Source organism: Undibacterium sp. WLHG33 (assembly GCF_049544815.1).
Lineage (GTDB): Bacteria > Pseudomonadota > Gammaproteobacteria > Burkholderiales > Burkholderiaceae_D > Undibacterium.
In genome coordinates this window covers 1024818-1049058 of record NZ_CP186697.1, presented here as the reverse complement: position 1 = coordinate 1049058, position 24241 = coordinate 1024818, and the positions used below count along the sequence as shown (strand labels likewise).

The 24241-nt window shown below is 51.2% G+C and carries 24 protein-coding genes; 11 read left to right on the top strand and 13 right to left on the bottom strand.

Features of this window, described 5'->3' with window-relative positions; genetic code table 11:
- Positions 1-143 precede the first annotated feature (143 nt).
- Positions 144-599 (top strand): Lrp/AsnC family transcriptional regulator, encoded by a 456-nt coding sequence (locus ACOTSW_RS04735; RefSeq protein WP_423681306.1) that lies wholly within the window; start codon positions 144-146, stop codon positions 597-599.
- 160 nt (positions 600-759) lie between these two features.
- On the opposite strand, the gene ACOTSW_RS04730 is transcribed toward ACOTSW_RS04735, so the two are convergent.
- The 5 genes from ACOTSW_RS04730 to ACOTSW_RS04710 form a co-directional block, all read right to left on the bottom strand.
- Positions 760-972, bottom strand: a complete 213-nt coding sequence (locus tag ACOTSW_RS04730) for a hypothetical protein (RefSeq protein ID WP_423681305.1) — start codon at positions 970-972, stop codon at positions 760-762.
- A gap of 104 nt (positions 973-1076) precedes the next feature.
- Positions 1077-2264 carry an FAD-dependent monooxygenase gene (locus tag ACOTSW_RS04725; protein ID WP_423681304.1) on the bottom strand — a complete coding sequence of 396 codons (1188 nt, stop codon included), beginning with the start codon at positions 2262-2264 and terminating at the stop codon, positions 1077-1079.
- A 3-nt stretch (positions 2265-2267) separates the two neighbouring features.
- The gene (locus ACOTSW_RS04720) at positions 2268-3620 is read right to left on the bottom strand and encodes an aminopeptidase P N-terminal domain-containing protein (protein ID WP_423681302.1); all 1353 of its coding nucleotides are present in this window, start codon (positions 3618-3620) and stop codon (positions 2268-2270) included.
- Between the two features lie 5 nt (positions 3621-3625).
- Positions 3626-4339, bottom strand: a complete 714-nt coding sequence (gene murU / locus ACOTSW_RS04715) for an N-acetylmuramate alpha-1-phosphate uridylyltransferase MurU (RefSeq protein WP_423681300.1) — start codon at positions 4337-4339, stop codon at positions 3626-3628.
- Between the two features lie 10 nt (positions 4340-4349).
- Positions 4350-5417 carry an aminoglycoside phosphotransferase family protein gene (locus tag ACOTSW_RS04710; protein WP_423681298.1) on the bottom strand — a complete coding sequence of 356 codons (1068 nt, stop codon included), beginning with the start codon at positions 5415-5417 and terminating at the stop codon, positions 4350-4352.
- A 98-nt stretch (positions 5418-5515) separates the two neighbouring features.
- Here ACOTSW_RS04710 and ACOTSW_RS04705 point away from each other — a divergent pair, with 98 nt between their 5' ends.
- The 6 genes from ACOTSW_RS04705 (at position 5516) to ACOTSW_RS04680 (ending at position 13174) form a co-directional block, all read left to right on the top strand.
- Entirely contained in the window at positions 5516-7804 is a 2289-nt protein-coding gene (locus tag ACOTSW_RS04705) for an LPS-assembly protein LptD (protein WP_423681296.1), read from the top strand.
- A gap of 161 nt (positions 7805-7965) precedes the next feature.
- The gene (locus ACOTSW_RS04700) at positions 7966-9315 is read left to right on the top strand and encodes a peptidylprolyl isomerase (RefSeq protein WP_423681294.1); all 1350 of its coding nucleotides are present in this window, start codon (positions 7966-7968) and stop codon (positions 9313-9315) included.
- On the top strand, positions 9315-10358 hold the full coding sequence (gene pdxA, locus ACOTSW_RS04695) for a 4-hydroxythreonine-4-phosphate dehydrogenase PdxA (RefSeq protein WP_423681292.1): 1044 nt from the start codon (positions 9315-9317) through the stop codon (positions 10356-10358). Before ACOTSW_RS04700 ends, pdxA begins: the two co-directional genes overlap by 1 nt.
- A complete protein-coding gene (gene rsmA, locus ACOTSW_RS04690; protein WP_423681290.1) occupies positions 10355-11131 on the top strand; it encodes a 16S rRNA (adenine(1518)-N(6)/adenine(1519)-N(6))-dimethyltransferase RsmA in 777 nt (258 codons plus the stop codon). The genes pdxA and rsmA overlap by 4 nt, the downstream gene beginning before the upstream one ends.
- A 67-nt stretch (positions 11132-11198) precedes the next feature.
- Positions 11199-12845 carry a glucose-6-phosphate isomerase gene (gene pgi, locus ACOTSW_RS04685; RefSeq protein WP_423681289.1) on the top strand — a complete coding sequence of 549 codons (1647 nt, stop codon included), beginning with the start codon at positions 11199-11201 and terminating at the stop codon, positions 12843-12845.
- A 203-nt stretch (positions 12846-13048) separates the two neighbouring features.
- Complete coding sequence (locus tag ACOTSW_RS04680; RefSeq protein ID WP_423681288.1) at positions 13049-13174, top strand: hypothetical protein; 126 nt, start codon at positions 13049-13051, stop codon at positions 13172-13174.
- Positions 13175-13260: 86 nt separating this feature from the next.
- Here ACOTSW_RS04680 and gloA read toward each other — a convergent pair whose 3' ends face one another.
- From gloA to glyQ, 7 genes are all read right to left on the bottom strand, one after another.
- A complete protein-coding gene (gloA, locus tag ACOTSW_RS04675) occupies positions 13261-13659 on the bottom strand; it encodes a lactoylglutathione lyase (RefSeq protein WP_423681286.1) in 399 nt (132 codons plus the stop codon).
- Between the two features lie 104 nt (positions 13660-13763).
- On the bottom strand, positions 13764-14699 hold the full coding sequence (locus ACOTSW_RS04670; RefSeq protein ID WP_423681284.1) for a YgjP-like metallopeptidase domain-containing protein: 936 nt from the start codon (positions 14697-14699) through the stop codon (positions 13764-13766).
- A complete protein-coding gene (locus ACOTSW_RS04665) occupies positions 14696-14866 on the bottom strand; it encodes a hypothetical protein (RefSeq protein ID WP_423681283.1) in 171 nt (56 codons plus the stop codon). The genes ACOTSW_RS04670 and ACOTSW_RS04665 overlap by 4 nt, the downstream gene beginning before the upstream one ends.
- A gap of 98 nt (positions 14867-14964) precedes the next feature.
- Positions 14965-15711, bottom strand: coding sequence for a lysophospholipid acyltransferase family protein (locus ACOTSW_RS04660; protein ID WP_423681281.1), 747 nt, complete (start codon positions 15709-15711; stop codon positions 14965-14967).
- A gap of 32 nt (positions 15712-15743) precedes the next feature.
- Positions 15744-16319 (bottom strand): D-glycero-beta-D-manno-heptose 1,7-bisphosphate 7-phosphatase, encoded by a 576-nt coding sequence (gene gmhB / locus ACOTSW_RS04655; protein ID WP_423681279.1) that lies wholly within the window; start codon positions 16317-16319, stop codon positions 15744-15746.
- A gap of 23 nt (positions 16320-16342) precedes the next feature.
- Positions 16343-18427 carry a glycine--tRNA ligase subunit beta gene (glyS, locus tag ACOTSW_RS04650; protein ID WP_423681278.1) on the bottom strand — a complete coding sequence of 695 codons (2085 nt, stop codon included), beginning with the start codon at positions 18425-18427 and terminating at the stop codon, positions 16343-16345.
- A 70-nt stretch (positions 18428-18497) separates the two neighbouring features.
- Positions 18498-19427 (bottom strand): glycine--tRNA ligase subunit alpha, encoded by a 930-nt coding sequence (glyQ, locus tag ACOTSW_RS04645; protein WP_423681277.1) that lies wholly within the window; start codon positions 19425-19427, stop codon positions 18498-18500.
- A gap of 248 nt (positions 19428-19675) precedes the next feature.
- On the opposite strand from glyQ, the gene ACOTSW_RS04640 reads away from it, so the two are divergent.
- From ACOTSW_RS04640 to ACOTSW_RS04625, 4 genes are all read left to right on the top strand, one after another.
- A complete protein-coding gene (locus tag ACOTSW_RS04640) occupies positions 19676-22201 on the top strand; it encodes a putative bifunctional diguanylate cyclase/phosphodiesterase (protein WP_423681276.1) in 2526 nt (841 codons plus the stop codon).
- A 3-nt stretch (positions 22202-22204) separates the two neighbouring features.
- Positions 22205-22474, top strand: a complete 270-nt coding sequence (locus ACOTSW_RS04635; protein ID WP_423681275.1) for a hypothetical protein — start codon at positions 22205-22207, stop codon at positions 22472-22474.
- Positions 22475-22531: 57 nt separating this feature from the next.
- On the top strand, positions 22532-23152 hold the full coding sequence (locus ACOTSW_RS04630) for a 3'-5' exonuclease (protein WP_423681274.1): 621 nt from the start codon (positions 22532-22534) through the stop codon (positions 23150-23152).
- Between the two features lie 205 nt (positions 23153-23357).
- Positions 23358-23561 carry a hypothetical protein gene (locus ACOTSW_RS04625; protein WP_423681273.1) on the top strand — a complete coding sequence of 68 codons (204 nt, stop codon included), beginning with the start codon at positions 23358-23360 and terminating at the stop codon, positions 23559-23561.
- A gap of 123 nt (positions 23562-23684) precedes the next feature.
- On the opposite strand, the gene ACOTSW_RS04620 is transcribed toward ACOTSW_RS04625, so the two are convergent.
- Entirely contained in the window at positions 23685-24176 is a 492-nt protein-coding gene (locus ACOTSW_RS04620; protein ID WP_423681272.1) for a DUF805 domain-containing protein, read from the bottom strand.
- Positions 24177-24241: the final 65 nt, after the last annotated feature.

Below are 24241 nucleotides of genomic sequence, written 5' to 3'. Positions count from 1 at the left end.
TGTAGCCAGTCAGGTCAATAATTAGATTGCTAAATTCAATGTTTTATTGTTAAAAATAGAAATTAAATTTCATAAAATAAAAATTTGTATGTTTTAATTTCTAAAATAAGATTTTTAATAAAATATTTTGATTGGAGTCTAGTGTGGATAATTATGACCGCAGTATTTTGCGTTGCCTGCAAGACGATGGCCGTATGAGTAATTTGCATCTGGCGGAGCAGATACATTTATCTGCTCCGCAAACCTTGCGTCGGGTCAGAACGCTGGAAGAAAAAAAAGTGATACGCGGCTATGTCGCGCAAGTTGCACCTGAGTCCGTTGGTCTCGGCGTCATGGCATTTGTGAACCTGTCACTCGATCGCGAGCAGTTTCGAAATGTGCGTGAGGTTGAACGTCAACTGATGGCATTCCCTGACATCATTGAGTGCCATACGATTTCAGGCGACTTTGATTACATCCTGAAAGTCGTTGCGAAAGATCTCAAGAGTTTGTCGCAGTTTCTGACGGATACCTTGATGCAGGTATCCGGCGTTGCATCTCTGCGTTCGATGATTTGTATGGAAGAAATTAAACCGGTCAGTGGCCTGCCGATAGAATAACAGCTCAGATGCTTTTGTTTTTCAGCGAGTTTTATCAGAACCCACCTGAGTCAGTTTGTGATGCCAGCTGCGGCTATGCAGGCAAAGTACGCCCCGTTTAAGCAGCTAAGAAGTGTACAGGAAGGGCAGAATGCCCTTCCTGACGGGATATCGAATCGTATCAGCGGGTAAAGCCAAAACGTAAAGCAAATTTTTTGAAGTGACGATAGCTGGCGCCAAGTTTTTGCAGGGAATCGAGGGACTCAGAAAGAGATTCGCCTTCTTTGGCAAAGCTGATACGGAATTCTTCGAATGCTGCTTCGAGTACGGTGGCGAGCTGGTAATTGTACAAACGTGTGTAATTCAGTGCGCGTCTTTTGGTACGTAATTTCATAACCGAGTCCTTAGTGATGAGTAATGCAGGGGGCGGATTATAGCTTGTTTAAGAAAAAGCTCCGGTGAAAACGCGATGACGGATGCATGCTGACATCAGCCTGCTTAACGCCAGCCATACATCATATGCCCTGCCAGAACGTCGCGTGCAGGGTTGCATATGTCCACCACGCTGAGACCCAGACCTAGCGGCGACTGCGTCAATGAGCCATCTGGCGTACTGGCAAAAACACGCGCCAGCGTATCGGTCAGGTGTATGGTGATGCCGCGATCCGCTTGCCGCTGCCGGATAAAAGCTTCCAGTATGGCTGCCGGATGATCAAGCTGATGCGCATGGCGGCTCAGGCAACGGGCCAGAACAAATGTGTCTCGTAATCCCAGATTCAGTCCTTGTCCCGCCACCGGATGCAAAGTTTGCGCTGCATTACCTATGCTGACGGTGCGGGCTGTTGCGTGTGTCTGCACATTCAGACCGAGCGGGTAAGATACCCTTGCTGATATTTGCTGCAGTTGTCCGATGCGATTACCAAATGCCTTTTGCAACGCTTGTTTGAAGCTCACATCATCGGCAGCGGATAATGTATCGGCGACATCTGGACGCACACACCAGACCAGTGCATATCCGTTTTCCTGCGGTAACAAGGCGAGCGGCCCTTGTTCGGTAAAACGTTCAAATGCCCGGTGTGGTAAAGGCTGATCACTGGTGACATGGGCAATGATGGCGGTCTGCTGATAATCATGGCGACGCGTGCGCGCAGACTGATCGGAAAATGTGCCTCCTTCTGCCTGCACAACCACATTAGCGCTCATGCTGCTGTGATCGCCAGTTACCGGATTATGCAGATTGATACGCACATGGTCATTCGCTTCATCCAGACCGCTGACCAGCAGGGGACGGTGAATCCGGATACCGACCCGCAGAATTTCCTTTTGCATTGGTGCGATGATGTCGCCGTAACGTGCGACATAACCTAAGGCTGGCACTGCATAATCATCAGCGTTGATCAGGCTGCGTCCGAAATGGCCGCGCCGCGAGACATGAATTTCGTTGATCGGGGTTGCTTTGACTGGCCAGCTGCCTGCCATCTCTAAAATTTGCTGACTGCCGGCGGACAGAGCGATTGTACGTGCATCCTGCTCAGCCTCGGCACTGGTTTTTCCGTCAAATAAGGCGATCCGGTCTGCTGCTATTCCCTGTTTATGCAACAACAAAGCGAGCGCTTGTCCGGCTGGGCCAGCACCGCAGATAGCGATGTCGACATCATTGATAATGGCTGGAGTCGTTGATTTCATCATCTATGTGGAATGCATTTCTGCTTCAATTTCTGTCACCGTTTTTGGTGTATCCCGGCTCAGGTTGTGATGTCCGTCAGCGGTAATCAGGATATCGTCTTCGATGCGGATGCCGATATTCCAGAATTCTTCCGGCACGTCGGGAGCAGGCTGTACGTAGATACCTGGCTCTACCGTAATCACCATCCCCTCCTGTAGCTGGCGATAGGGTCTTTCATCGCCGCTGTATTCGCTTTCCCTGTAATTGCCTACGTCGTGTACATCCAGCCCCAGCCAGTGCCCTGTGCCATGCATGTAAAAGCGCCGGTAAGCCTGACTTGCCAATGCATCATCAAGATTGCCGACCTTGTTTCTGTTTAATAAACCGGTATCCAGCATTCCCTGCGTCAGCACACGTAACGCCGCATGATGTCCATCCATATATCTGCTGCCAGGGCGCGCGCAGTCCAGTGCCGCCTGCTGCGCTGCCAGCACAATGTTGTATAAGATTTTCTGTGTCGGACTGAAGCGACCATTCGCCGGAAAAGTACGCGTGATATCGGAAGCATAGCTGTTGAATTCACAGCCGGCATCGATCAGGATCAAATCACCGTCTTTTATTTGTGCCCGGTTGCTTTGATAATGAAGAATACAGGCATTGGCGCCGCTGGCAACGATGGAGCCATACGCCGGGGACTGTGCGCCCAGGCGAAGAAACTCATGCAGCAATTCAGCCTCAAGTTCATATTCAAACTGACCAGGGCGGGCGCTGCGCATGGCTCGCACATGTGCCGCTGCAGAGATGTCCGCGGCGCGTTGCATCAGGGCGATTTCTGTCTCATCTTTGATGAGTCGCATCTCATCCAGAAGTACCCGCACATCTATGGTATGGGACGGAGCCTGAATCCCTGTGCGGCTTTTGGCGCGTACTGCCTGTAGCCATTGATGTACCTGCGTGTCCAGATGCGGTTCTGCAGCAGTGCTGTAAAACAAGGTGTGCGCATCGGCCAGAAAATCCGGCATTGCAGTGTCGATATTGTCGATGGCATCAGCGAGATCAAAGCCGAATGCAGTTTTAGCTGCAGCTGGTCCGAAGCGGAAACCATCCCAGATTTCCCGTTCGGGATTTTTCTCACGGCAAAACAATATCGATTTTTCTTCATTTGCATTGGCAACTAACACCAATACTGCTTCAGGCTCATCAAAGCCGGACAGATAATAAAAATAACTGTCGTGCCGGAATGGAAACGGATTATCGTTGTTACGGATATGTTCGCGGGCAGTCGGAATAATGGCGACACCGCCGCCATGTGCCTGCATCAGCGCCATCAGTCGCTGGCGCCGGATCTGGTAATGGGCATGGCTGTGTTTTTCCATTGTTTTCACCGCTTGAACGTCAACGGTGCGTTGAGTGCGTTTAACTGATCCGGTGTGCCGAGGTTATGCCACTCACCGCGATACAATTCTCCGCCGACGCGACCCGCATCGATGTATTCACGCAGCAGTGGGCCGAGTTTTGCGTGATCGCCCGGGCGTATGCTGGCAAACATTTCTGGCCGGTACACGCCGACATTGGCAAAGGTATGTCTTGGTGTGCCTTCGTTCGACAGCCCCATGAGCGTCATTGCAAAGTCGCCCCCCGGATGAAAGGATGGATTTTTTACCATATACAGCCAGGCGATATCACGCTGATCGACAGGGTGCGGATTGCCCCATGGATCATGGTCTTCCAGCGTGTTCAGACATTCTTTAAAATCGAAGTGCGGAATATAAATATCGGCCGACACAACCACAAACGGATCTTCGCCGATCAGAGGCAGCGCCTTAGCGATACCACCTGCGGTTTCAAGCGCACTGGCTTCAGCTGAATATTGAATCTGCACACCGAATTTTGAACCATCACCCAGCGCATATTCTATCATGTGACCAAGGTGAGCATGGTTGATAACGATCTCGGTGATGCCTGCTTTCGCCAGATTCAGTAAGTGCCAGACGATCAGTGGTCTGCCACGCACCTTCAGCAAGGGTTTCGGACAATCATCAGTCAGAGGACGCATGCGTTCACCGCGTCCTGCTGCGAGTAACATGGCTTTCATGATGTTCGCCTCAGAAAGTATAGCCAACTTGTGGCGCTGTATTTTCCAACTCGTCGAGCAGGCGCAACAGCGGCACCAGTTCTTTATAACGGTGTGAGGTCTTACGTATATATTCCATCACCGTCGGTATATCGGCGAGATAGGTGTCTTTACCATCGCGATGCGAAAGACGGCTGAAAATACCGAGAATTTTCAGATGACGTTGTAGTCCCATCCATTCAAAATCGCGGTAGAAATTGTCGATGTCAGTGGGGACGGGCAAGCCTGCACGTTTCGCTTTTTCCCAATAGCGTATGGCCCAGTCGAGCACCATTTCCTCATCCCATTGTACATAGGCGTCGCGCAGCAAGGATACCAGATCGTAGGTGATAGGGCCGTATACCGCATCCTGAAAATCGATGATGCCGGGATTGCCTTTATCCATCCACATCAGATTGCGTGAGTGAAAATCACGGTGAACAAACACCTGTGGCTGCGCCATTGCACTGGTGAGCAGATGTTCAAAAACTTTGTCCAGCGTTTTGGTTTGCGCTTCTGTCAGAGTAATACCCAGATGTTTACCGATATACCATTCGGTGAAAATATTCAGTTCACGCAACAGAAATGCACGATCGTATTCTGGCAATACATCCGGCTGACTCTGGGTTTGTAGCAGGATCAGGCTGTCTATCGCATCCAGATACAGTTTATGGGCAGTGTCATTGTTGAGTACATGCGCATAGGTGTGCTGACCCAGATCGCTGACCAGCAGAAAGCCCTGCGCCAGATCGTGCGCGAATACCTGTGGCACCGACAAATTCATTTGACGTAACAGATCGGCCACCTTGATATAAGCCGCTGAGTTTTCTGTGGCTGGCGGTGCATCAACCGCGATCAGGCTGCCGCCGCTTTTGGTGTCAAGCCGGTAGAACTGGCGAAAACTGGCATCGGCTGAGGCCGGACGCATCGTCTCTGTCAGCAATTCGTATTCCGGGAAATGAGTCAACCACTCACGCAGAGCGAGCCGGCGTTCTTCTTTTTTATCCGGTAAAGAGGGATTGTGTGTCGGTGTTTGCGTCGGTGTAACGTTCGATGACATGGGCAAAATGGTAAGAGAGTTAGTTTGTCTGCACTGTTCAGATGGTTTTGTCAGCATTTCACCTATAATAGGCGACTGATTTCTGGCGGATTGTCTGAATGATACCGACCAGCATACTTGCAAAACGCTTACTGACCTCTGAATACATGCGCAGGAAACCCGTATTATCTCATTCACCGCTGATGTTTCCTACTATCCCAGCGATTGTCGTATCGGTACTCGTACCGGCCTTCTTCGCGCAGGCCCAGGCTCAAACAACAAGTCCTCAGAATTTCGAGGAAGATATGGTGCTGCGTCAGAAAAAAAATCAAGCTAAAACCGACGATAAAGATGCACCAACGACGGTACAGTCTGAACGGATGTGGGGACGGCCTGAACGATTTATCCACTTTGAAAATGATGTCGAAGTAGTGAAAGGCGCGACGACGCTGAATGCGGATAAAGCGTCTTACCGTTTTCTCGAAGATGAAGTTGACGCGGAAGGAAAGGTAAGGCTGCAACGCAACGGTGATTGCTACAGCGGTGACAGTGCCCGTGTCCAGCTGGATTCCAGTTCGGGCAATGTGATGAATCCTGTTTATAAACTGTTGCGTAATAATGCACAGGGTAAGGCAGCAAAGATCGATTTCATTGATGACGAACGTTCTGTGGTTCATCAGGGAACCTACAGCACCTGTGAAGGTCTGGACCCCGATTGGTATTTACGTGCTGAAACGCTGGATCTCGATACCGGGCTCGACAAAGGAGTGGCCGGCAAATCTGTGCTGTATTTTCTTGGAACACCGATTCTGGCAACGCCCTCGCTGACGTTCCCATTGTCCGGCGCGCGTCATTCAGGTTTTCTGCCACCGGTTTTCGGTGCGTCGTCGAAGGGCGGCGCAGAATTTGCGTTACCCTATTATTTCAATATTGCGCCGAATCGCGATCTGACTCTTTACCCTAAGCTTATTTCACGCCGCGGTTTGCAACTCGGTGCGGAAGGACGCTATCTGGGTGAAACCTATCGCGGTGAGACCAGTATTGAGGGGCTCAATAATGACCGTGTCACAAATACCAATCGCTATGCGCTGACATCCGTTCATCAGCAACAACTGCTGCCAGAGCTGGGAATGAACTGGAATCTGAACTACGCGTCAGATGATAACTATCCCTCTGATTTTTCCAATTCGATCACCAAAACCTCACAGCGTTTATTAATGCGCGATATTAATTTCACGTATGCCGGATCGTTCTGGAATCTGAATTTACGCGCCAGTAATTATCAGGTGCTGCAGGATTATGCAGCACCCATTGCCCGGCCATATGATCGTTTGCCGCAACTGCAATTTCATGCTGAGCAACATGATGTGAAAGGCTTTGACTGGTCCGCGGATGCAATGCTGACGCGCTTCTGGCATCCGACGCAAGTGCGAGGTGACAGGTTGGTCATCAATCCACAGGTTTCGTTCCCCTTGGTTGAACCAGCCTATTTTGTGGTGCCTAAAGTTTCACTGCATGCCACCAATTACCAGTTGTCGAATATCGCGCCGGGACAGGATCCGAATTTTCACCGTGTAGTACCGACTTTCTCGGTTGATAGCGGTCTGGTGTTTGAGCGGCAGTCCAGCCTGCTTGGTAGAGAAGTGACGCAAACGCTGGAGCCACGCCTGTTCTATGTGCGTACTCCCTATCGCGAACAGTCTGCTTTCCCTAATTTTGACAGCGGTGTCGCCGATTTTAATTTTGCCCAGATTTTCAGCGAAAACCGCTTTACCGGACAGGATCGTATCGGTGACGCCAATCAGATTACAGCCGCATTGGTGTCACGCTATATCGAGCTGGATGGTGAAGAAAGACTGAAACTCGCATTGGGACAGCGTTTTTATTTCAACACGCAGCGTGTGACGCTGGATAATGTGACCAGTCCCAGCCGTTCAGACATATTGCTGGCAGCCTCAGGGAAAGTGTCGCCGACATTGACGGCAGATGCCGCGTTGCAGTTGAATCAGAGTACGCATCAGTCAGTTCAGGCGAGTTACGGTATACGCTGGCAGCCCGAAGTGAAAAAGATCCTGAATCTGTCATACCGCTTGCAAAGAGACACTTTGAAACAGCTCGATATTTCGGGACAATGGCCGATTGCGAATCGCTGGTATGCCGTCGGTCGCAGCAATTATTCCCTGATGGACAAGCGCGTGGTTGATGGTCTGGTTGGTTTTGAATACAAAGCCGATTGCTGGTCCTTGCGCTTCCTCGCGCAGCGTTTTGCGGTCAACAGCACTAACAATAATTCAGGTTTTTCGATACAGCTTGAACTCAATGGCCTGGCGCGCCTGGGGATAGGTAATAACCCGATAGAAGCATTAAAAAGGAATATCTCCGGTTATCAACCGGTTAGTGAGCGTTAATTGACGTTCGTTTAGACGGAAAAAAAGTCATTGATGATTTTCTCTGCGGCAATGTCAGGCTGCGCTTGTTTGTGAAATGAGAGCGAACGTGTATATTGCAGCTTTTGCTCTCTCAGAACACGCTGCTCTGACGCCTTGCTTAACCAGCTTTTTAGAACATTATGCGACATTTATTGTACATGAAACAACGCACTCTTATTACTGTTTTGGCCGTTTCCGCAAGTATGCTGGCAAGTCAGTCCGTTCTGGCGCAGCAGGTAACTGCGTCAGCGAAACCGCAAGCGATCAACAGCATTGCCGTGGTTGTGAATGATGAAGTGATCACGCAGCAAGAGGTCAATGAGCGTATCGTTTCTGTTGAGCGCCGGCTCAGAGCGCAAGGAACTGCTTTGCCGGACCGGGCAGAATTGAAGAAACAAATAATTGAGCGCCTGATTGTTGACCGTGCTCAGCTGCAACTGGCCAAAGAAAACGGCATGCGGGTCGATGATGTGATGCTGGACCGTACCTTACAGCGTATGGCGGAGCAGAATAAGATGAATCTGCAGGAATTTCGCAATCAGATCGAACGTGAAGGTACTTCGTTTGCGCGTTTCCGCGAAGAGATCCGTGACGACATCATGATGCAACGTATCCGTGAGCGTGAAGTCGATAGCAAAATTTTGATTACCGAATCAGAGATTGATAATTTTCTCGCCGCAGAAGCCAGTGCCAAAGTAGGTAAGCAGGAAATCAACTTGCAGCATATTCTGGTCCGTATTCCTGAAAATGCCACTGCTGAGCAAATCGCTCTGCGCCGTAACCGCGCTGAAGAAGTTGTGCAGAAATTGCGTTCGGGCGGTGATTTCGCCAAGCTGGCAGTGACTTACTCAGACAGCGCCGAAGCCCTGAAAGGCGGCGATATCGGCTGGCGTGAACAAGACCGTATTCCGCAATTGTTTATTGATGCGATTAACAAAATCAAGGTCGGCGAGTTTTCTGAAATCATACGTAGTCCGAACGGTTTTCATATTTTGAAACTGGTTGGTAAGCGCGCTGCCAGTGAGGGACAGCCTGCTGTTGCAGCGGTTCAGCAAACCCGCGTTCGTCATATCCTGATCAAAGCAAATCAGATCGTGACAGAAGCTGAGGCCCGGCAGAAATTACTGGATCTGAAAAAGCAGATAGAGAATAAAACAGCGACCTTTGAAGAACTGGCTAAAACCAATTCTGCTGATGGCAGTGCATCAAAAGGCGGTGATCTTGGCTGGATTTATCCGGGTGATACCGTGAAAGAATTTGAAGATGCGATGAATAAACTCGCGATCAATGAAGTCAGCGACCCCGTGCAATCACCATTCGGATTCCATCTGATTCAGGTGCTGGAACGTAAAGTGGAAGATCAGTCGAAAGACCGCCAGCGCATGATCGCACGTCAGGCTTTGCGCGAACGCAAAGCGGATGAAGCACTGCAGGACTGGTTGCGCGAATTGCGTGACCGTACTTATGTTGAATACCGGGAAGATCAATAATGCCAGAACCAAGATTGCCGGTCATTGCCCTGACGGTAGGGGAGCCGGCAGGAATCGGACCGGAAATCTCTCTGCGTGCGGCCTGGTCTTTACGTCACGAGGTGAGGCCGGTACTGATAGGTGATGCTGCTTATCTGGCGATGCTGGCAAATGACGTTGATCCGGCCATTCGCCTGATGGCAGTCTCTATCGAGGCGGTAAGGAATTATGGCCTGTCGGCAATACCGGCTGACCGGATGAGCGTCATTGACTGCCCGCTAAGTGCGCACGTGGTTGCGGGTCAGTTAGATCCGCGTAATGGCCGCGCAGTATTGCATACACTGGACATCGCTATCGAAACGGTGGAACGGGGCTGGTGTGATGCTGTCGTGACAGCGCCCCTGCAGAAAAGCACGATCAACGACGCAGGCGTCAAATTCAGTGGTCATACAGAATATTTCGCGGAAAAAACCCATACGCCACAGGTTGTGATGATGCTTGCTTGCGAAGCCAGCGACCACTTGCCTCAACCCTTACGCGTTGCGCTGGCGACCACGCATTTGCCATTAAAAGACGTTCCGCAGGCGATACAGCCTGAGCATTTATTGCGCACGATACAGATCATTGATACCGATTTACGGGGCAAGTTCGGCCTGTCGCAGCCACGTATTCTGGTCGCAGGTTTAAACCCTCATGCGGGTGAAAACGGTTATCTCGGTATGGAGGAAATCAACGTCATTACACCCGTGATTCAGCAAGCACAAAGCAGGGGTATCAATGTCAGCGGTCCTTATCCGGCCGATACCTTATTCCAGCAAAAATACCTGGCGGACGCAGATTGTGTGCTGGCCATGTACCACGACCAAGGGCTGTCTGTACTTAAACATGCGAGTTTCGGACTGGGCGTTAATATTACTCTGGGTCTGCCGCTGATCCGTACCTCCGTCGATCATGGCACTGCGCTCGACCTCGCTGCTAAAGGCGTGGGACACGCCGATATCGGTAGCATGCAAGTGGCAATACGCAGCGCCGCCGCCATGGCAAAAAACAAAACATCATCATGAAACACATTCCTCGTAAACGTTTCGGTCAGAATTTTCTGACCGATCAGCTGGTATTGAGCCAGATTATCCGCGCTATCAATCCGCAGCCGGGTGATACCATGGTTGAGATCGGTCCCGGTCTCGCCGCGATGACGCAACTGTTGCTGGAAGGTGTGCCGCAGATGCATGTCGTCGAACTGGATCGCGATCTGGTTGCTCGTCTGAAAAAAAGTTTTCCCGAAGAAAAACTGATCGTGCATGAAGGCGATGCGTTGAAATTCGATTTTTCTTCCATTCCCGTACCGGAAGGAAAGAAATTACGGGTCGTCGGCAATTTGCCGTACAACATTTCCAGTCCCTTATTATTTCATCTGGCCGGGATTGCACCGCTGGTACAGGATCAGCATTTCATGTTGCAGAAGGAAGTGGTTGAACGTATGGTGGCCGAGCCGGGTAGTAAAGCCTACGGGCGTTTGTCAGTCATGCTGCAATGGCGTTATCACATGGATCTGTTGTTTATCGTGCCGCCCGAGGCTTTTGATCCACCGCCGAAAGTGGATTCGGCGATTGTACGTATGATCCCGAAATCGGACATGCTGGCTTGCGAACAGGCGAATCTCGAAGCTGTTGTGACCAAAGCGTTCTCGCAAAGGCGGAAAGTGGTGCGGAATTGCGTTGCCGGTATGTTTACCGAACAGCAGTTATTGGATGCCGGTATCGATCCACAGGCGCGGCCTGAGACAATCGCGCTGGAGCAATATGTGAATCTGGCCCGCCTGCTGTCTGCTGCGTAGTTACTGCTTAACGATTGATTCACTGCGGATTATTTCTTCACTTTCAGTTCACATTGGTTTTGACGATATGAATATTACGCTGACACCGGAATGGCACTCTCTGTTACAACATCAGAAGCGTCTCGAAAAGATGCATCTGCGGGATTTGTTTGCACAGGATAGTCAGCGATTTCAGCGTTTTTCCTCAGAACTCGAAGGCTTGCTGGTCGATTATTCCAAGCAGCGGCTGGATCAGCCTGCACTGGACAGCCTGCTGGCACTGGCACGTCTGTCCGATGTCGAAGGCTGGCGTGACCGTATGTTTTCCGGTGAGAAAATTAACATCAGCGAAGACCGTGCTGTTTTGCACACCGCCCTGCGCCACATGGATTACAAGCCGTTTCCGGCGGCAGACAATGATGTGATGCCGCAGGTGCGGGCGGTCCGCAAACGGATGCGCGACATTGTTGAGCGTGTCCGCAGCGGCTTGTGGCGTGGCTTTAAGGGCGACGCTATACAAAACATCGTGAATATCGGTATCGGTGGTTCTGATCTGGGTCCTAAACTGGCCACCCGTGCGCTGTCAGCATTACAGCATCCGCATCTGAAATTTTATTATGTGTCGAATCTGGACAGCGCACATCTGGCGCCTCTGCTGGAGGAGCTTGATCCGCGCACTACCTTATTTGTGGTGGCATCCAAAACGTTCACGACACAGGAAACCAGCATTAATGCGCATACAGCCCGCACATGGCTGATGGCAGCCGCGATGGAGGAATGGGCAATCGCCAAACACTTTATTGCCGTCACGTCCAGCCCGGCGAAGGCGCATGAATTCGGTATTCCCGACAGCAATATTCTTGAAATCTGGGACTGGGTCGGAGGGCGTTATTCTTTGTGGTCGGCGGTAGGGCTATCTGTAGCCCTGGCGATAGGCATGAATAGTTTTGAGCGACTGCTGATGGGGGCAGAAGCGATGGACAGCCATTTCCGGACCACGCCGCTGGAACAGAATCTGCCCGTGCTGATGGCGCTGATTTCGATCTGGAACACGAATTTTCTTGGTGCTGAAACGACCGCCATTTTGCCTTACAACGAGTCGATGCGACATTTGCCGGCGTTTTTACAGCAATTGGAAATGGAGTCGAATGGTAAGGCTGTTGATCGCGATGGTCAGGCGCTGACGTGCCGCACGAATCCCATTGTCTGGGGAGAAATCGGCGTTAACGGGCAGCATGCTTTTTTCCAGCTACTGCATCAGGGCGGATGGTTGATTCCCTGTGATTTCGTGGTGGCGGCATCCAGTGATTTTCCTTTGCCCGGACATCAGGCGCCATTGCTGGCGAACTGCCTCGCCCAAAGCGCAGCGCTTGCGTTTGGCAAAACGGAGGCGCAGGCAAGGGAAGAACTGACGCAGGCGGGACTGAGTGAGGCGCAGATCGCGAAATTGCTGCCGCATAAGGTATTTGCAGGCAATCAGCCTTCCACCACGATACTGATGCCGGGTCTGGACCCTTTCCAGCTGGGGATGCTGCTGGCGCTGTACGAGCACAAAGTTTTTGTGCAAGGTGTGATCTGGAGCATTAACTCATTCGACCAATGGGGTGTTGAATTAGGTAAGCAACTGGCGAACCGCTTATTGCCGGCGATTATGGGGGATCAGTCGAATGATGCCCAGCTCGACACCTCGACCAGCGGCCTGATTGCGTATTTTCGCCGGTACGGACATGTATAAGCATCAAAGATGAGCGTATGTTTTCAGTGTTCAATATCTTGAAGCCAATTGTTCGTCTGCCCGCGGAAAGTCTGTAAACGGCTGCTGAACAATGCAATAACCAAACATGCGTCATCAATGAATCATTGATTCGGGCAAACGTTATTAACCTTGCATATTCGTTGTTGCTGTAATAAAAAATTTATTTTGTCTGGATTGCATTGATGTGGACAGCGATTTTTACCGGTTTATTCTTGCTGTTTATTCTCAGCGTACGTTTCCTCGCAAGGGCAATCAATCAGATGGTCAGTTATCCGGGCGAGAAGGAAAAAGAAGCAGAACAAAAGTAGCCGGACGCAATCCATTCTTTAGGATGTCTAAAAAAAGCGCAGAGACTCCGCGCTTTTTTTATTGAAGCTGCGTATTACCGCAACGATTACAGGCTGACTTCAGACATACGCTGAATGAATTCAATTTTGTAGCCGTCTGGGTCCTGTACAAACGCGATAACCGTACTGCCACCTTTCACCGGACCGGCTTCGCGTGTCACATTGCCGCCGCGTGCTTTGACCGCTTCACAGGCGGCATACGCATCCGGTACTGCGATTGCGATGTGTCCGTAGGCTGTGCCCATATCGTACTGCTCAACGCCGTAGTTGTAAGTCAGTTCCAGTTCGGCATGCTCAGGGTTGCTGCCGTAGCCCAGAAACGCCAGCGTGTACTTGTATTCAGGGTTATCCGACTGGCGCAGTAATTTCATACCAAGCACTTCGGTATAAAAAGCTATGGATCGTTGCAAGTTACCGACGCGTAACATAGTGTGCAGAATGCGCATGTGTTTTCCTTTATGTACTGGGGGGAGTAATTCAAATTTATTAAAAAAGCCTTAGTGTTGATGCTGATTAAAGAGGGACTATTCAGGATACTCCCCCTTTTTTTTCAGAATTCGGGTAGATCTGCGCTGACATGCTGACGCAACTGATGGCGGGCCGTCTCGAAGTCAGGAAAGACCGATTGTACCGTCGCCCAGAAACGCGGACTATGATTCATTTCCCGCAAATGCGCGAGTTCATGCGCGACGACATAATCAATAATTTGTGGCGAGAAATGGATCAGCCGCCAGTTCAGTCTTATCTTACCTTGCGAGGTGCATGATCCCCAGCGGGTTGTCGCTGCTGATAAAGTCATGCTGTGATAACGGACATTCAATTTCTCGGCGAAGACCGGCAAGCGCTGATTAAATTCGCGTCTGGCTTCCTGCTGCAGCCATGCCTGTACCCGGTCTTTCAATTGCTGTTCGCTGGCTTCGTGCGGCAGGCTGATCATCAGTTCATTCGCTTCGTGGCAGAAATGAGCTGCATTGGCAGCGCCTGGTGCGATGCGCAAGGTAATCTCGTTTCCCAGATAGGGCAGCCGGGCACCGTCGCGCCATTCCATTGCCGGCCGCAGACGACGTGCGGTCAGTTCGCGCCGTTCCGCCAGCTTGCGTAAGATCCACGCCTGCTTTTCATGGATGGCTTTTTCAATATCAGCGAGCGTGACCCAGCGTGGCGCGGTGACGCGCAGGCCGTCTTCGTTGATCAGGAAACCGATGCTGCGTCGCTTTGATCTTTGCAACTGATACGTCAGCCATGTTCCCTGCAGCAGTAAGCGGCGCAAATCGCCTGCTCTGGGCGCTGTAACGGTGTCTGTGACTGGTAATGTTGGCGAAGGTACAGGTGCTTGTACCGCTGGTTTGCCTGGTTGTGGAGTTAGTACTGGCGTCGCCGCCGGAGTAGGTGAGCGCAGGCGTTCCGACAACAAAAAATCGCCGAACAAATCCAGTTGTAAGGCGCGTTGTATGGCATTACCTAAAGATGGAAGCGGGGATTTCATTTCAACTGAGATACATTGATGACACTGAACTTGTATTGCACATTTTTATCCGCAACGACAAAAAAGAAGAACCAGAGCGCAATGTATACCAAGTTGAAAAAATCCGCTGGAGTCGCGCGAAACTGCATTGAAGCAAAGACAAAGCGGCAATCAAGCGTTGCATTCACGTTGATAGAGCGGTGATACAGCGGCAGGTATTTGCCGGGAATTCATCACCGCGCATCAAGGCTTGCAGACGTATTCAGCAAGCAGGCGGGGCAGGGGATTATTTCTTCTCGTCTTTATAAACCTCAGGGGAAATCACCCGCATTTCCGCCTCTATCCAGGTTTCGACTTTTTGCATCAGTTCTGCCGCAGTGCAGCCTTCCGGTGAAATCGGTTTACCAACCGAGACTGTGATCAGCCCTGGTTTTTTGATAAACGAATTTTTTGGCCAGCATTCGCCTGAGTTCAGCGCAATCGGCACCACCGGTGTATTGGTTTCGACCGCCAGACGGGCTCCACCACCTTTGTAAGAGCCTTTTTTACCGACCGCGATGCGGGTGCCTTCCGGGAACATGATGATCCACTGACCATCTGCCAGATGCTTCTTACCGATGCTGACAACCTGGGCAAACGCATCCTTACCTTTGTTTCTGTCAATAGGGATCATGCGCAACAACGAAATCGCCCAGCCAAAAAACGGGATATACGTAATTTCTTTTTTGAATACAAAAACCAATGGTCTCGGTGTCGCCATCAGCAGGAAAATCGTTTCCCATGCTGACTGATGTTTGGACAAAATAATCGCCGGTGCATCCGGAAAATTTTCATATCCTTTGAATTCATAACGGATACCGCAAACAACTTTAGCAGCCCACACCACAAAAACGTTCCAGCGCGCAGTAATGTAATAACGCTGGTTATATGGCAGGAACGCAAACAGCATGCTGATGGGGGACCAGATCACCGTGATGGCAATCATCAGCAACATGAAAATAAAAGAGCGGATAAAAAGGAGTGCGCGATACATAAGATTTCCATTCGTTGCGGCCGACAGCAAAGTCAGATCGCCATATTAATGTCAGTTTTGATCTCAGCTTGATTTGCGGCAAGCAAATGATCGACCACAGTTGCGAGGTCGGGATGAATGTGTGTACCCGGCGGCAGCCCGCCTTTTTCCTGCGTCTTGCGGCCTTTACCGGTCAGCACCAGATGAGGAATGCAGCCGACCACAAAGCCGGATTGCAGGTCGCGTAAGGAATCGCCAATCGTATGCACGCCTTTCAGATTCACTTCATAGCGACGGGCAATTTCCTGCAACATACCGGGCTTAGGTTTGCGGCAGTCACAATTATCATCAGCCATATGCGGGCAGAAAAAGACAGCGTCAATTGTCGCGCCGACTTGCTGTGCTGCCGCATGCATCTTCTGGTGAATCGCATTGAGCGTGGTCATGTCAAACAGCTTGCGTCCGATACCAGACTGATTGGTCGCCACGACCACGCGATAACCCGCCTGATTCAGGCGGGCGATCGCTTGCAGTGAACCGGGGATAGGCACCCATTCATCCGGCGACTTGATGAAAGCATCGGAATCATGATTGATGACGCCATCACGGTCGAGAATAATGAGTTTCATCGGCAAATCCTTAGACGTCATTCTTAAGCAGCGAGTTTGGAAATGTCAGCAACCTGATTCAGCATGCCATGCAGACTGGACAACAGCGCTAAACGATTATTCCGCAATGCCGGGTCTTCCGCATTCACCATCACATCGTTAAAGAAACTGTCGACTTCAGCACGCAAGGCGGCCAGTGTTTTCAGCGCAGCAGTAAAGTCGCCTTTGGCAAAGGCTGCATCAACTTGTGGTTTCACATCGGCCATTGCTTTCGCCAGCGCTTGTTCAGCTGTTTCCTGTAATAAGGCTGCGTTCACTGCGCCCGGAGTGCCTTCGGCTTTTTTCAGGATATTGGTGATACGTTTATTTGCCGCCGCCAGCGAGACCGATTCCGGCAAAGCCGCAAATGCCTGTACCGCTTGTAAACGTTCAACGATGTTGTCCAGCGTATCCGGATTTTGAGCGACGACTGCTTCAACTTCGTTTTGTGCAAAACCACGTTCACGCAACTGACCACGCAGACGGTCAAACAGGAAATTCAATACCTCTGCGCCCGGATCTTTGAACTGGCTGTTACCTGTAAACAAGGCAACTGCATCTGCCAGCAAGGCAGATAAAGACAAGGGCAGGCGTTTTTCGACCAGCATGCGCAAAATGCCGAGCGCATGGCGACGCAGTGCAAACGGGTCACGGTCACCTGTTGGTTGCAGACCGATGCCCCAGATGCCGACCAGGGTTTCCAGTTTATCGGCCAGCGCAACGGCGGTGCCGGTTGCTGTCAGCGGCAATGCATCACCAGAGAAGCGCGGTTGATAATGCTCGGAAGCAGCCGCCGCGACGTCAGCATGTTCGCCATCGTGCAGGGCGTAATAGGTGCCCATAATGCCTTGCAGTTCAGGGAATTCGCCGACCATGTCGGTCAGCAGATCTGTTTTTGCCAGCAAGGCTGCACGCTCGGCCAGTGCAATGTCGCTATGCAGCGTGGCTGCGATTTTTCCGGCCAGTGTTTTGACCCGCTCTGTGCGCTCGGCTTGTGAACCCAGTTTGTTGTGATACACCACATTCGCCAGCAGAGGCAGGCGTGATGCCAGCGTTTTTTTCTTGTCTTGCTCAAAGAAAAATTTCGCATCCGACAAGCGTGGACGCACCACGCGCTCATTGCCCTGGATGATGTGTTCCGGTGTTGCTGTTTCCAGATTCGAGACGATCAGAAAGCGTGAGCGCAGTTTGCCGTTCGCATCGGTCAGCGCAAAATATTTCTGATTGGTTTGCATTGTCAGAATCAGACATTCCTGCGGAACTGCCAGAAATTCCTCTTCGAAATGACATTCATACACGACCGGCCATTCGACCAGCGCTGTGACTTCATCCAGCAACGATTCCGGCATCAGCACCAGATCGGCGCCCGCTTTTGCCAACAGCGCGGAGCGGATTTGTTCTTTACGTTCGCTGACGCTGGCAATCACTTTGCCTACTGTTTTCAGCTCGGTAGCGTAATTGTCGGCATGCGTAATACTGACTTCGCCTGCAGACAGGAAACGATGACCTTTGGTGATCCGGTCGCTGTTCAGACCAAGAACGGACAGGGGGATAATATCTGCGCCGTGCAGAGCGATGATTTTATGTACCGGACGCACAAAATGCACGGTATCGCCATCCGGACGCTGATAACTCATCACTTTAGGAATCGGCAATTTAGCGATGGATTCTTCCAGCGCTGTTTGTAAAGCCGGCGCCAGCGCAGAGCCGGCAGATGTGTAGGTATAGAAAAAACTCTCTGCTTTGCCGTCGGCCGCGCGCTCCAGATCACTGATCTGTAAATCAGCGAAACCCATTGCTGCGAGTTTCTTTGCCAGTGGCGCCGTCGGCTGACCGGCGGCATCCATGGCGACAGAAACCGGCAGCACTTTTTCGCGGATTTGTATATCCGGCGACGTCGCGCGTACACGCGTGATGCTGACGGCCAGACGACGCGGTGAAGCGTAGCTGGTGGCGACGGAATCCGCTTCCAGAAAATCGCGCGATTTCAGGCCGTTCACGATGCCAGCGGCAAACGCTTCGCCGAGTTTTGCCAGCGCTTTTGGTGGCAGTTCTTCTGTAAATAATTCAACTAACAGTGTTTGGTTCATGTTTTTCTTTCCTGCATACCGGTCAGCAACCGGCATCCGAAATTATGGAAGGCGTCTGCGCGTTCAGGTTTCAGGCGACAGGTTTATGCTTATCATCAGCGGCGCACATAGGGAAGCCGAGCGCTTCGCGCGACGCGTAATAGGCGGCTGCAACTGCACGCGACAGATTACGGATGCGGCCAATATACGCGGCACGCTCTGTCACCGAAATCGCCCCGCGTGCATCGAGCAGATTGAATGTGTGTGCGGCTTTCAGAATCATTTCGTAAGCAGGCAGAGCCAGTGATTTTTCTGTCACTTCCAGCAGGCGCTTGGCTTCTGCTTCGTAGTTGGTGAAAAGAGAAAACAGAAAATCAGTATTCGAATATTCAAAGTTGAAGGTCGATTGCTCAACTTCATTCTGATGGAACACATCACCATAAGACAGACGCACGGTTTTACCGTTTTCTTCGCGCTCGGTCCAGACCAGGTCATAGACATTTTCCACGCCTTGCAGATACATCGCCAGACGTTCAATACCGTAAGTGATTTCGCCCAGAATCGGCTTGCAATCCAGACCACCGACCTGCTGGAAGTAGGTGAATTGTGTGACTTCCATACCGTTGAGCCAAACTTCCCAGCCCAGACCCCAGGCGCCCAGCGTCGGGTTTTCCCAGTCATCTTCAACAAAGCGGATATCGTTTTGCTGTAAATCCAGTCCCAGTGCTTTAAGCGAGCCAAGATACAGATCAAGAATGTTTTCCGGTGCCGGTTTCAATACCACCTGATACTGATAGTAGTGCTGCAGACGATTCGGATTTTCGCCATAGCGGCCATCTTTCGGGCGGCGTGAAGGCTGTACGTACGCAGCGCGCCAGGGTTCCGGGCCGATAGCACGTAAAAAAGTACCGGTGTGCGATGTCCCTGCACCGACTTCCATATCGTAAGGTTGCAACAAGGCGCAGCCTTGTTTGTCCCAGTAATCTTGTAATGTCAGGATGATTTGTTGAAATGTGAGCATCGTGCTGTCTGCCTTTATCGCAGCCGGGGCGGCGCGAGGTGTAGTGTTTGCTAAACCCTAGATTTTAACCTAGAAATGGGGGCAGGAATGTCATCCGCTCAGACTAGGCGACACATTGCTGCAACGTGAAACCTCGTCCCGCGGACTTTTCGTTCCTCAGATCAATGTTTATATTGCGTTAATGTTTTTAACGAGGTATAAAAATCTTCTCGCAGATTTCACGATGATTGAGGGGAGCGATGTAGCTGATGGACATAACAGGCCGCGCAAATTCTTTGGACGAAGAGTCGCAAAGGTTGGAAAACTGGTATCTGCTGCTGGGAGAGCTGACGGATTGTCTCTGGTATCCGGAAGATTTACCCGGATTGCTGGAAGGATTTTGCAAGATAATGGTATTGCGGGCAGGCTATTCGCATACTGAAATTTTTTTTGACAATAACGGTCAGACATCGCGTTTTGAAGCGACGTCAACACGGACAGCGGATTTATCATTTACTCCTCCCGAGGATGAGCGTGACGGCATCCATGCGCTGGTGCTGGATTTCAATATCGCGCCGCAGATGCATCTGAAACTGTCCGTCAGGGCACCATTTGAACTGCATGAAGCAGCGGAACACCGGAAAATATTGACGCGCTTTGCAGACGAGCTGGTCACAGCGGTACGTGCACTGCTGACTACCCAGGATCACCATGACCTGCAAAATAATCTTGAGTTACTGGCGCTGTCGGTGCATCAGAGCCCGTATGCGATACTGATTACGAATGCTGCCGGCGAGTTGGAATACTGCAATGCCAGTTATACCCGCATCTCTGGTTTCAGCCTCAACGAAATCAGGAAAACCCACGTACTGTGGAATAACGGTGCCGCCAGCGACCAGCAGCACATGCAGGCATTTCTGGCGCTCAGGCACGGAGAGCACTGGCATGGCGATGTGCAGAGCCGGCATTTTGATGGGCATCTGTACTGGGAGCGCCAGCTCGTCAGCCCTTTATGCAATGAACTGGGACAGGTCACGCATCTGGTTGCCGTGCGTCAGGATATCTCCGATAAACAGTTTCAATTGCAGGAGGTCGAGCAGGCATTGTTATTGCGGGAGCAGGCGCTGGTGTCGAGCAGCAATGGCATCATGATCACCCGTAGTGACGAGACCGACCATTCCATTGTTTATGTGAATCCTGCGTTTGAACGGATCACCGGTTATCACGCCGACGAAGTGATCGGGCGTGAAGGGCGCTTTCTGGTGCGTGACGATCTGGCGCAGCCGGATCTGGAAGAAATCCGTTCTGCGCTGCGTGAGCGGCGCGAGGGGCGCGCTTTGCTGAGAAATTATCGCAAAGACGGCTCGCAGTTCTGGAATGAGTTGCGGATTTCCCCGGTCAAGGATGCTGCGGGTGCGGTGACGACCCATTTCGTCAGCGTGATCAATGATGTCAGCGAGCGCGTTAATTATCAGAAAGAACTCGAATATCAGGCGACGCATGACAGCCTGACCGGGCTGGCGAACCGCAATCTGCTGAATGACCGCATTTCTCAGGCGATTGCCTGGGCCAAACGTCAGAATCTGCATGTGGGTTTGCTGCTGCTGGATCTTGATCATTTCAAACTGATCAATGATGCTTCCGGTCATGGCGCCGGAGATGAAATGCTGAAACAAGTCGCGCAACGGCTGAATCTGTGTGTGCGTGACACTGATACGGTTGCGCGTCTCGGTGGTGATGAATTCGTGATCGTGTTGACGGATTTGCCTGAGAGCGATGACGTGGAAGCGATTTCAGAAAAAATCATGCATGCCCTGTCCCGCCCCATGCACATCAATGGCAGAGAAGTTTTTGTCACTGCCAGTATCGGCGTATCGGTGTATCCGCGTGATGGTGATCATGGCGAAATTCTGCTGCGTTATGCCGATATTGCGATGTACCGCGTCAAAGAGCACGGGCGTAACAGCGTGCGTCAGTTTATTCCAGAAATGGGCGTTACTGCGATCAGTCGCCTGAACATGGAAAGCGCGATGCGGCGTGGTCTGGAACGCGCCGAATTTGCCCTGCATTACCAGCCGAAAATTGATCTTAAAACCGGATTAGTCATCGGCGCGGAAGCGCTGGTGCGCTGGTATCACCCGCAGATAGGGCTGATCCATCCGATAGAATTCATCCCGCTGGCTGAAGAAACCGGCCTCATTTTGCCGCTCGGTGAATGGGTGCTGAATGAAGCCTGTCGTCAGCAGGTTATCTGGCTGAATAATGGTCTGGGCGCGCTCAAGATTGCGGTGAACATGTCGTCACGCCAGTTCCGGCAAGATGATCTTGCTGAACGCGTGGCCAATATTATTCAGCGCAGCGGCGTTGATCCTCACGCCGTCACACTGGAACTGACCGAGAGCATGGTGATGCAGGATGTCAGCAGCACCCTGATGACCTTGCGTTCTTTGAAAAATCTGGGCTTGTCGATTTCACTCGATGATTTCGGCACAGGATATTCCAGTTTGTCTTATCTGCGCCGTTTTCCGATTGATGAGCTGAAGATCGATAAATCATTTATCAATGATATTCATGTGAATCCGGATGATGCTGCGATTGCCGGCGCGATCATTGCCATGGGGCTGAGTCTGGGCCTGAACGTGGTGGCGGAAGGTGTTGAAAAAGAGGAGCAGGCTGCTCTGCTCAGAGAAATGCGCTGCACGCAGGTGCAGGGATATTATTTTTCCAAACCGGTGGATGCTTCCGCATTTGCCGCTTTTGTGCTGAAAAATCAGGCGCGGCGTCCGGAGGAGTGAGTCATGAGTAAAGTGCTGACTAATCAGCTGTTGTGGCATGTCGGTGCCGCCAATACTCTGGCTGAAATTCTGGTCGATGCCGATATACAGAATTCGCGCGCCGTCGGTGATCTGACGATTTATCATTTTCAGCATAACGGCTGTGAAAAAATGGCCGTCACGCTGCCGGATGGCCAGTCTTTAATGATCTCGCTCGCCACACATGCAATTCATCCCGCGCGCCGGCGGCAGGATGTGCATAATGAAACGCAGCACATCCCTGATGCGACATGAGGTCGTTACTGGGGTAGACTGGCAGCCATTCCGTCATTCACTTCCGCTTATTTCATGATGTCAGAACAGGAATCCAGCCTGCCGCTCTATCCGGGTATCGACCCAGCCAACATTCATATCGTCACCGATACTGTCAGCGCCGCATTTGCGCACCGGCATCTGTCACAGGTCAGCGTGCTCGGCTTTGATACTGAAACCAAACCTGTCTTTCAAAAAGGCCAGCGTCATCAGGGGCCGCATCTGATCCAGCTCGCGACCGAAACCGAGGCCTTTCTTTTTCCGGTTGTGCAGACGGTGAATATCGATGTCGTCAAAGCAGCTCTCGAAGCGCCGCATATACTGAAAGTCGGTTTCGGCTTGAGCGACGATCTGCGTCATTTGAAAAGCAAACTGAATATCACGACGACGAATGTGCTCGATCTGGCCAAGGCCTTGCGTGTGAATCGTCATCAGGATATGGGGGCCAAAGCGGCGGTGGCAAAATTTTTCGGCATGCAGTTATCGAAATCAAAGAAGACCTCGACCTCGAACTGGGCGCAGCAGCCATTGACGGACAAGCAGATCAGCTATGCGGCGAATGATGCGCATGTCGCGTTGCTAGTGTATCAGCGCTGGCTGGCATTGCAGGCGTCAGCGCGAAACACGACAGTGGCAGCAGCTGCAGTACCGTCACCATGATTCCCGGTGGGATCTGATGCAGGAGATGATTTTTCATGAAATCAGCATACTCCCCCCTGATTTTGTAAAAATGCGTCTATCGTCAGCATAAACAAAGGACGATTTAATATACTGGGGGGAGTATTATTTCAGCCTGCAGAGCCGCTGCAGGCAGCTGTGCACAGGATGCCGCTGACGGTGTACTGTTGTTACTATTCCGAGCATGATGTCTGAAACGAATAAACCGATACAGCAAAACTGCCGCTTATGCGTGCATTACTACATTACGCATGATGTGAATTTCATGTACGGATGCCGCATGTTCGGCATCAAAAGTCAGCGTCAGCCTCTAACGGAAATTATCGAAGCATCAGGCAAACCTTGTGAGGGATTTGAATTGAAACCACGTCCGCCAGCATCTGGTTCGTAAAATTTACTGGCGATCAGAAACACCGGAAAAAACAAAAAGCGACATCGTTAGTGATGTCGCTTTTTTATTCGCATCGACGATCAGGTCAGCACCTGATGATCTTTTTTGAAGACGCCAGGCGGCTTATTTGACCGGAGCACCGTAACGGTTTTCTGTTTTTTGACCTTCGCTCGCGAGGAACACCAGCAGCACGATGATGCCGGCGACAGGAACGAGTGCGATCAGCATCCACCAGCCACTGCGGTTGGTATCATGCAGACGGCGCATGGTAACTGCAATGGCAGGGATGAATGTACCTAGTGCATAAAGACCACCGAGAAATCCCATACCTGATGAAATATTTGAACTGCCCGTGATGCCATCGACCAGACCTAAACCCATACTGATCAGGATGTTAAACAGGAAAAAGAACCAGTATTCTTTGCGACGTGCACGGCCACTGAAACCGGCATAATTTCTGAGTACAGCGACATACCAGTCGAACGCCTGAACTTCATCACCGGCAACGTTCGCCGCTGCAGGTGTGGATAAAATTTGCTGTGCGCCGCAATGCGGACAGGTTGCAGCAGTTTCGTGAATTTCTTTACCGCAGCCGCGGCAAAATACCATGCTCATATTCTTCCTTTTCAGATGGAGTGTTCTGCACATCTTTTTCAGCTGGCATACAGCCAGAGCATCCG

Bases quoted from the DNA above. Each gene is read 5' to 3' on its own strand.
- ACOTSW_RS04625 (WP_423681273.1), top strand. From the start codon at position 23,358: ATGTCTGAAACGAATAAACCGATACAGCAAAACTGCCGCTTATGCGTG.
- ACOTSW_RS04670 (WP_423681284.1), bottom strand. From the start codon at position 14,699: ATGAAATCCCCGCTTCCATCTTTAGGTAATGCCATACAACGCGCCTTA.
- gloA (WP_423681286.1), bottom strand. From the start codon at position 13,659: ATGCGCATTCTGCACACTATGTTACGCGTCGGTAACTTGCAACGATCC.
- pgi (WP_423681289.1), top strand. From the start codon at position 11,199: ATGAATATTACGCTGACACCGGAATGGCACTCTCTGTTACAACATCAG.
- rsmA (WP_423681290.1), top strand. From the start codon at position 10,355: ATGAAACACATTCCTCGTAAACGTTTCGGTCAGAATTTTCTGACCGAT.
- ACOTSW_RS04730 (WP_423681305.1), bottom strand. From the start codon at position 972: ATGAAATTACGTACCAAAAGACGCGCACTGAATTACACACGTTTGTAC.
- ACOTSW_RS04725 (WP_423681304.1), bottom strand. From the start codon at position 2,264: ATGAAATCAACGACTCCAGCCATTATCAATGATGTCGACATCGCTATC.
- murU (WP_423681300.1), bottom strand. From the start codon at position 4,339: ATGAAAGCCATGTTACTCGCAGCAGGACGCGGTGAACGCATGCGTCCT.
- gmhB (WP_423681279.1), bottom strand. From the start codon at position 16,319: ATGAAACTCATTATTCTCGACCGTGATGGCGTCATCAATCATGATTCC.
- ACOTSW_RS04680 (WP_423681288.1), top strand. From the start codon at position 13,049: ATGTGGACAGCGATTTTTACCGGTTTATTCTTGCTGTTTATTCTCAGC.
- ACOTSW_RS04720 (WP_423681302.1), bottom strand. From the start codon at position 3,620: ATGGAAAAACACAGCCATGCCCATTACCAGATCCGGCGCCAGCGACTG.
- pdxA (WP_423681292.1), top strand. From the start codon at position 9,315: ATGCCAGAACCAAGATTGCCGGTCATTGCCCTGACGGTAGGGGAGCCG.
- ACOTSW_RS04700 (WP_423681294.1), top strand. From the start codon at position 7,966: ATGCGACATTTATTGTACATGAAACAACGCACTCTTATTACTGTTTTG.
- ACOTSW_RS04630 (WP_423681274.1), top strand. From the start codon at position 22,532: ATGTCAGAACAGGAATCCAGCCTGCCGCTCTATCCGGGTATCGACCCA.
- ACOTSW_RS04635 (WP_423681275.1), top strand. From the start codon at position 22,205: ATGAGTAAAGTGCTGACTAATCAGCTGTTGTGGCATGTCGGTGCCGCC.
- ACOTSW_RS04710 (WP_423681298.1), bottom strand. From the start codon at position 5,417: ATGTCATCGAACGTTACACCGACGCAAACACCGACACACAATCCCTCT.
- ACOTSW_RS04640 (WP_423681276.1), top strand. From the start codon at position 19,676: ATGGACATAACAGGCCGCGCAAATTCTTTGGACGAAGAGTCGCAAAGG.
- ACOTSW_RS04705 (WP_423681296.1), top strand. From the start codon at position 5,516: ATGATACCGACCAGCATACTTGCAAAACGCTTACTGACCTCTGAATAC.
- glyQ (WP_423681277.1), bottom strand. From the start codon at position 19,427: ATGCTCACATTTCAACAAATCATCCTGACATTACAAGATTACTGGGAC.
- glyS (WP_423681278.1), bottom strand. From the start codon at position 18,427: ATGAACCAAACACTGTTAGTTGAATTATTTACAGAAGAACTGCCACCA.
- ACOTSW_RS04620 (WP_423681272.1), bottom strand. From the start codon at position 24,176: ATGAGCATGGTATTTTGCCGCGGCTGCGGTAAAGAAATTCACGAAACT.
- ACOTSW_RS04660 (WP_423681281.1), bottom strand. From the start codon at position 15,711: ATGTATCGCGCACTCCTTTTTATCCGCTCTTTTATTTTCATGTTGCTG.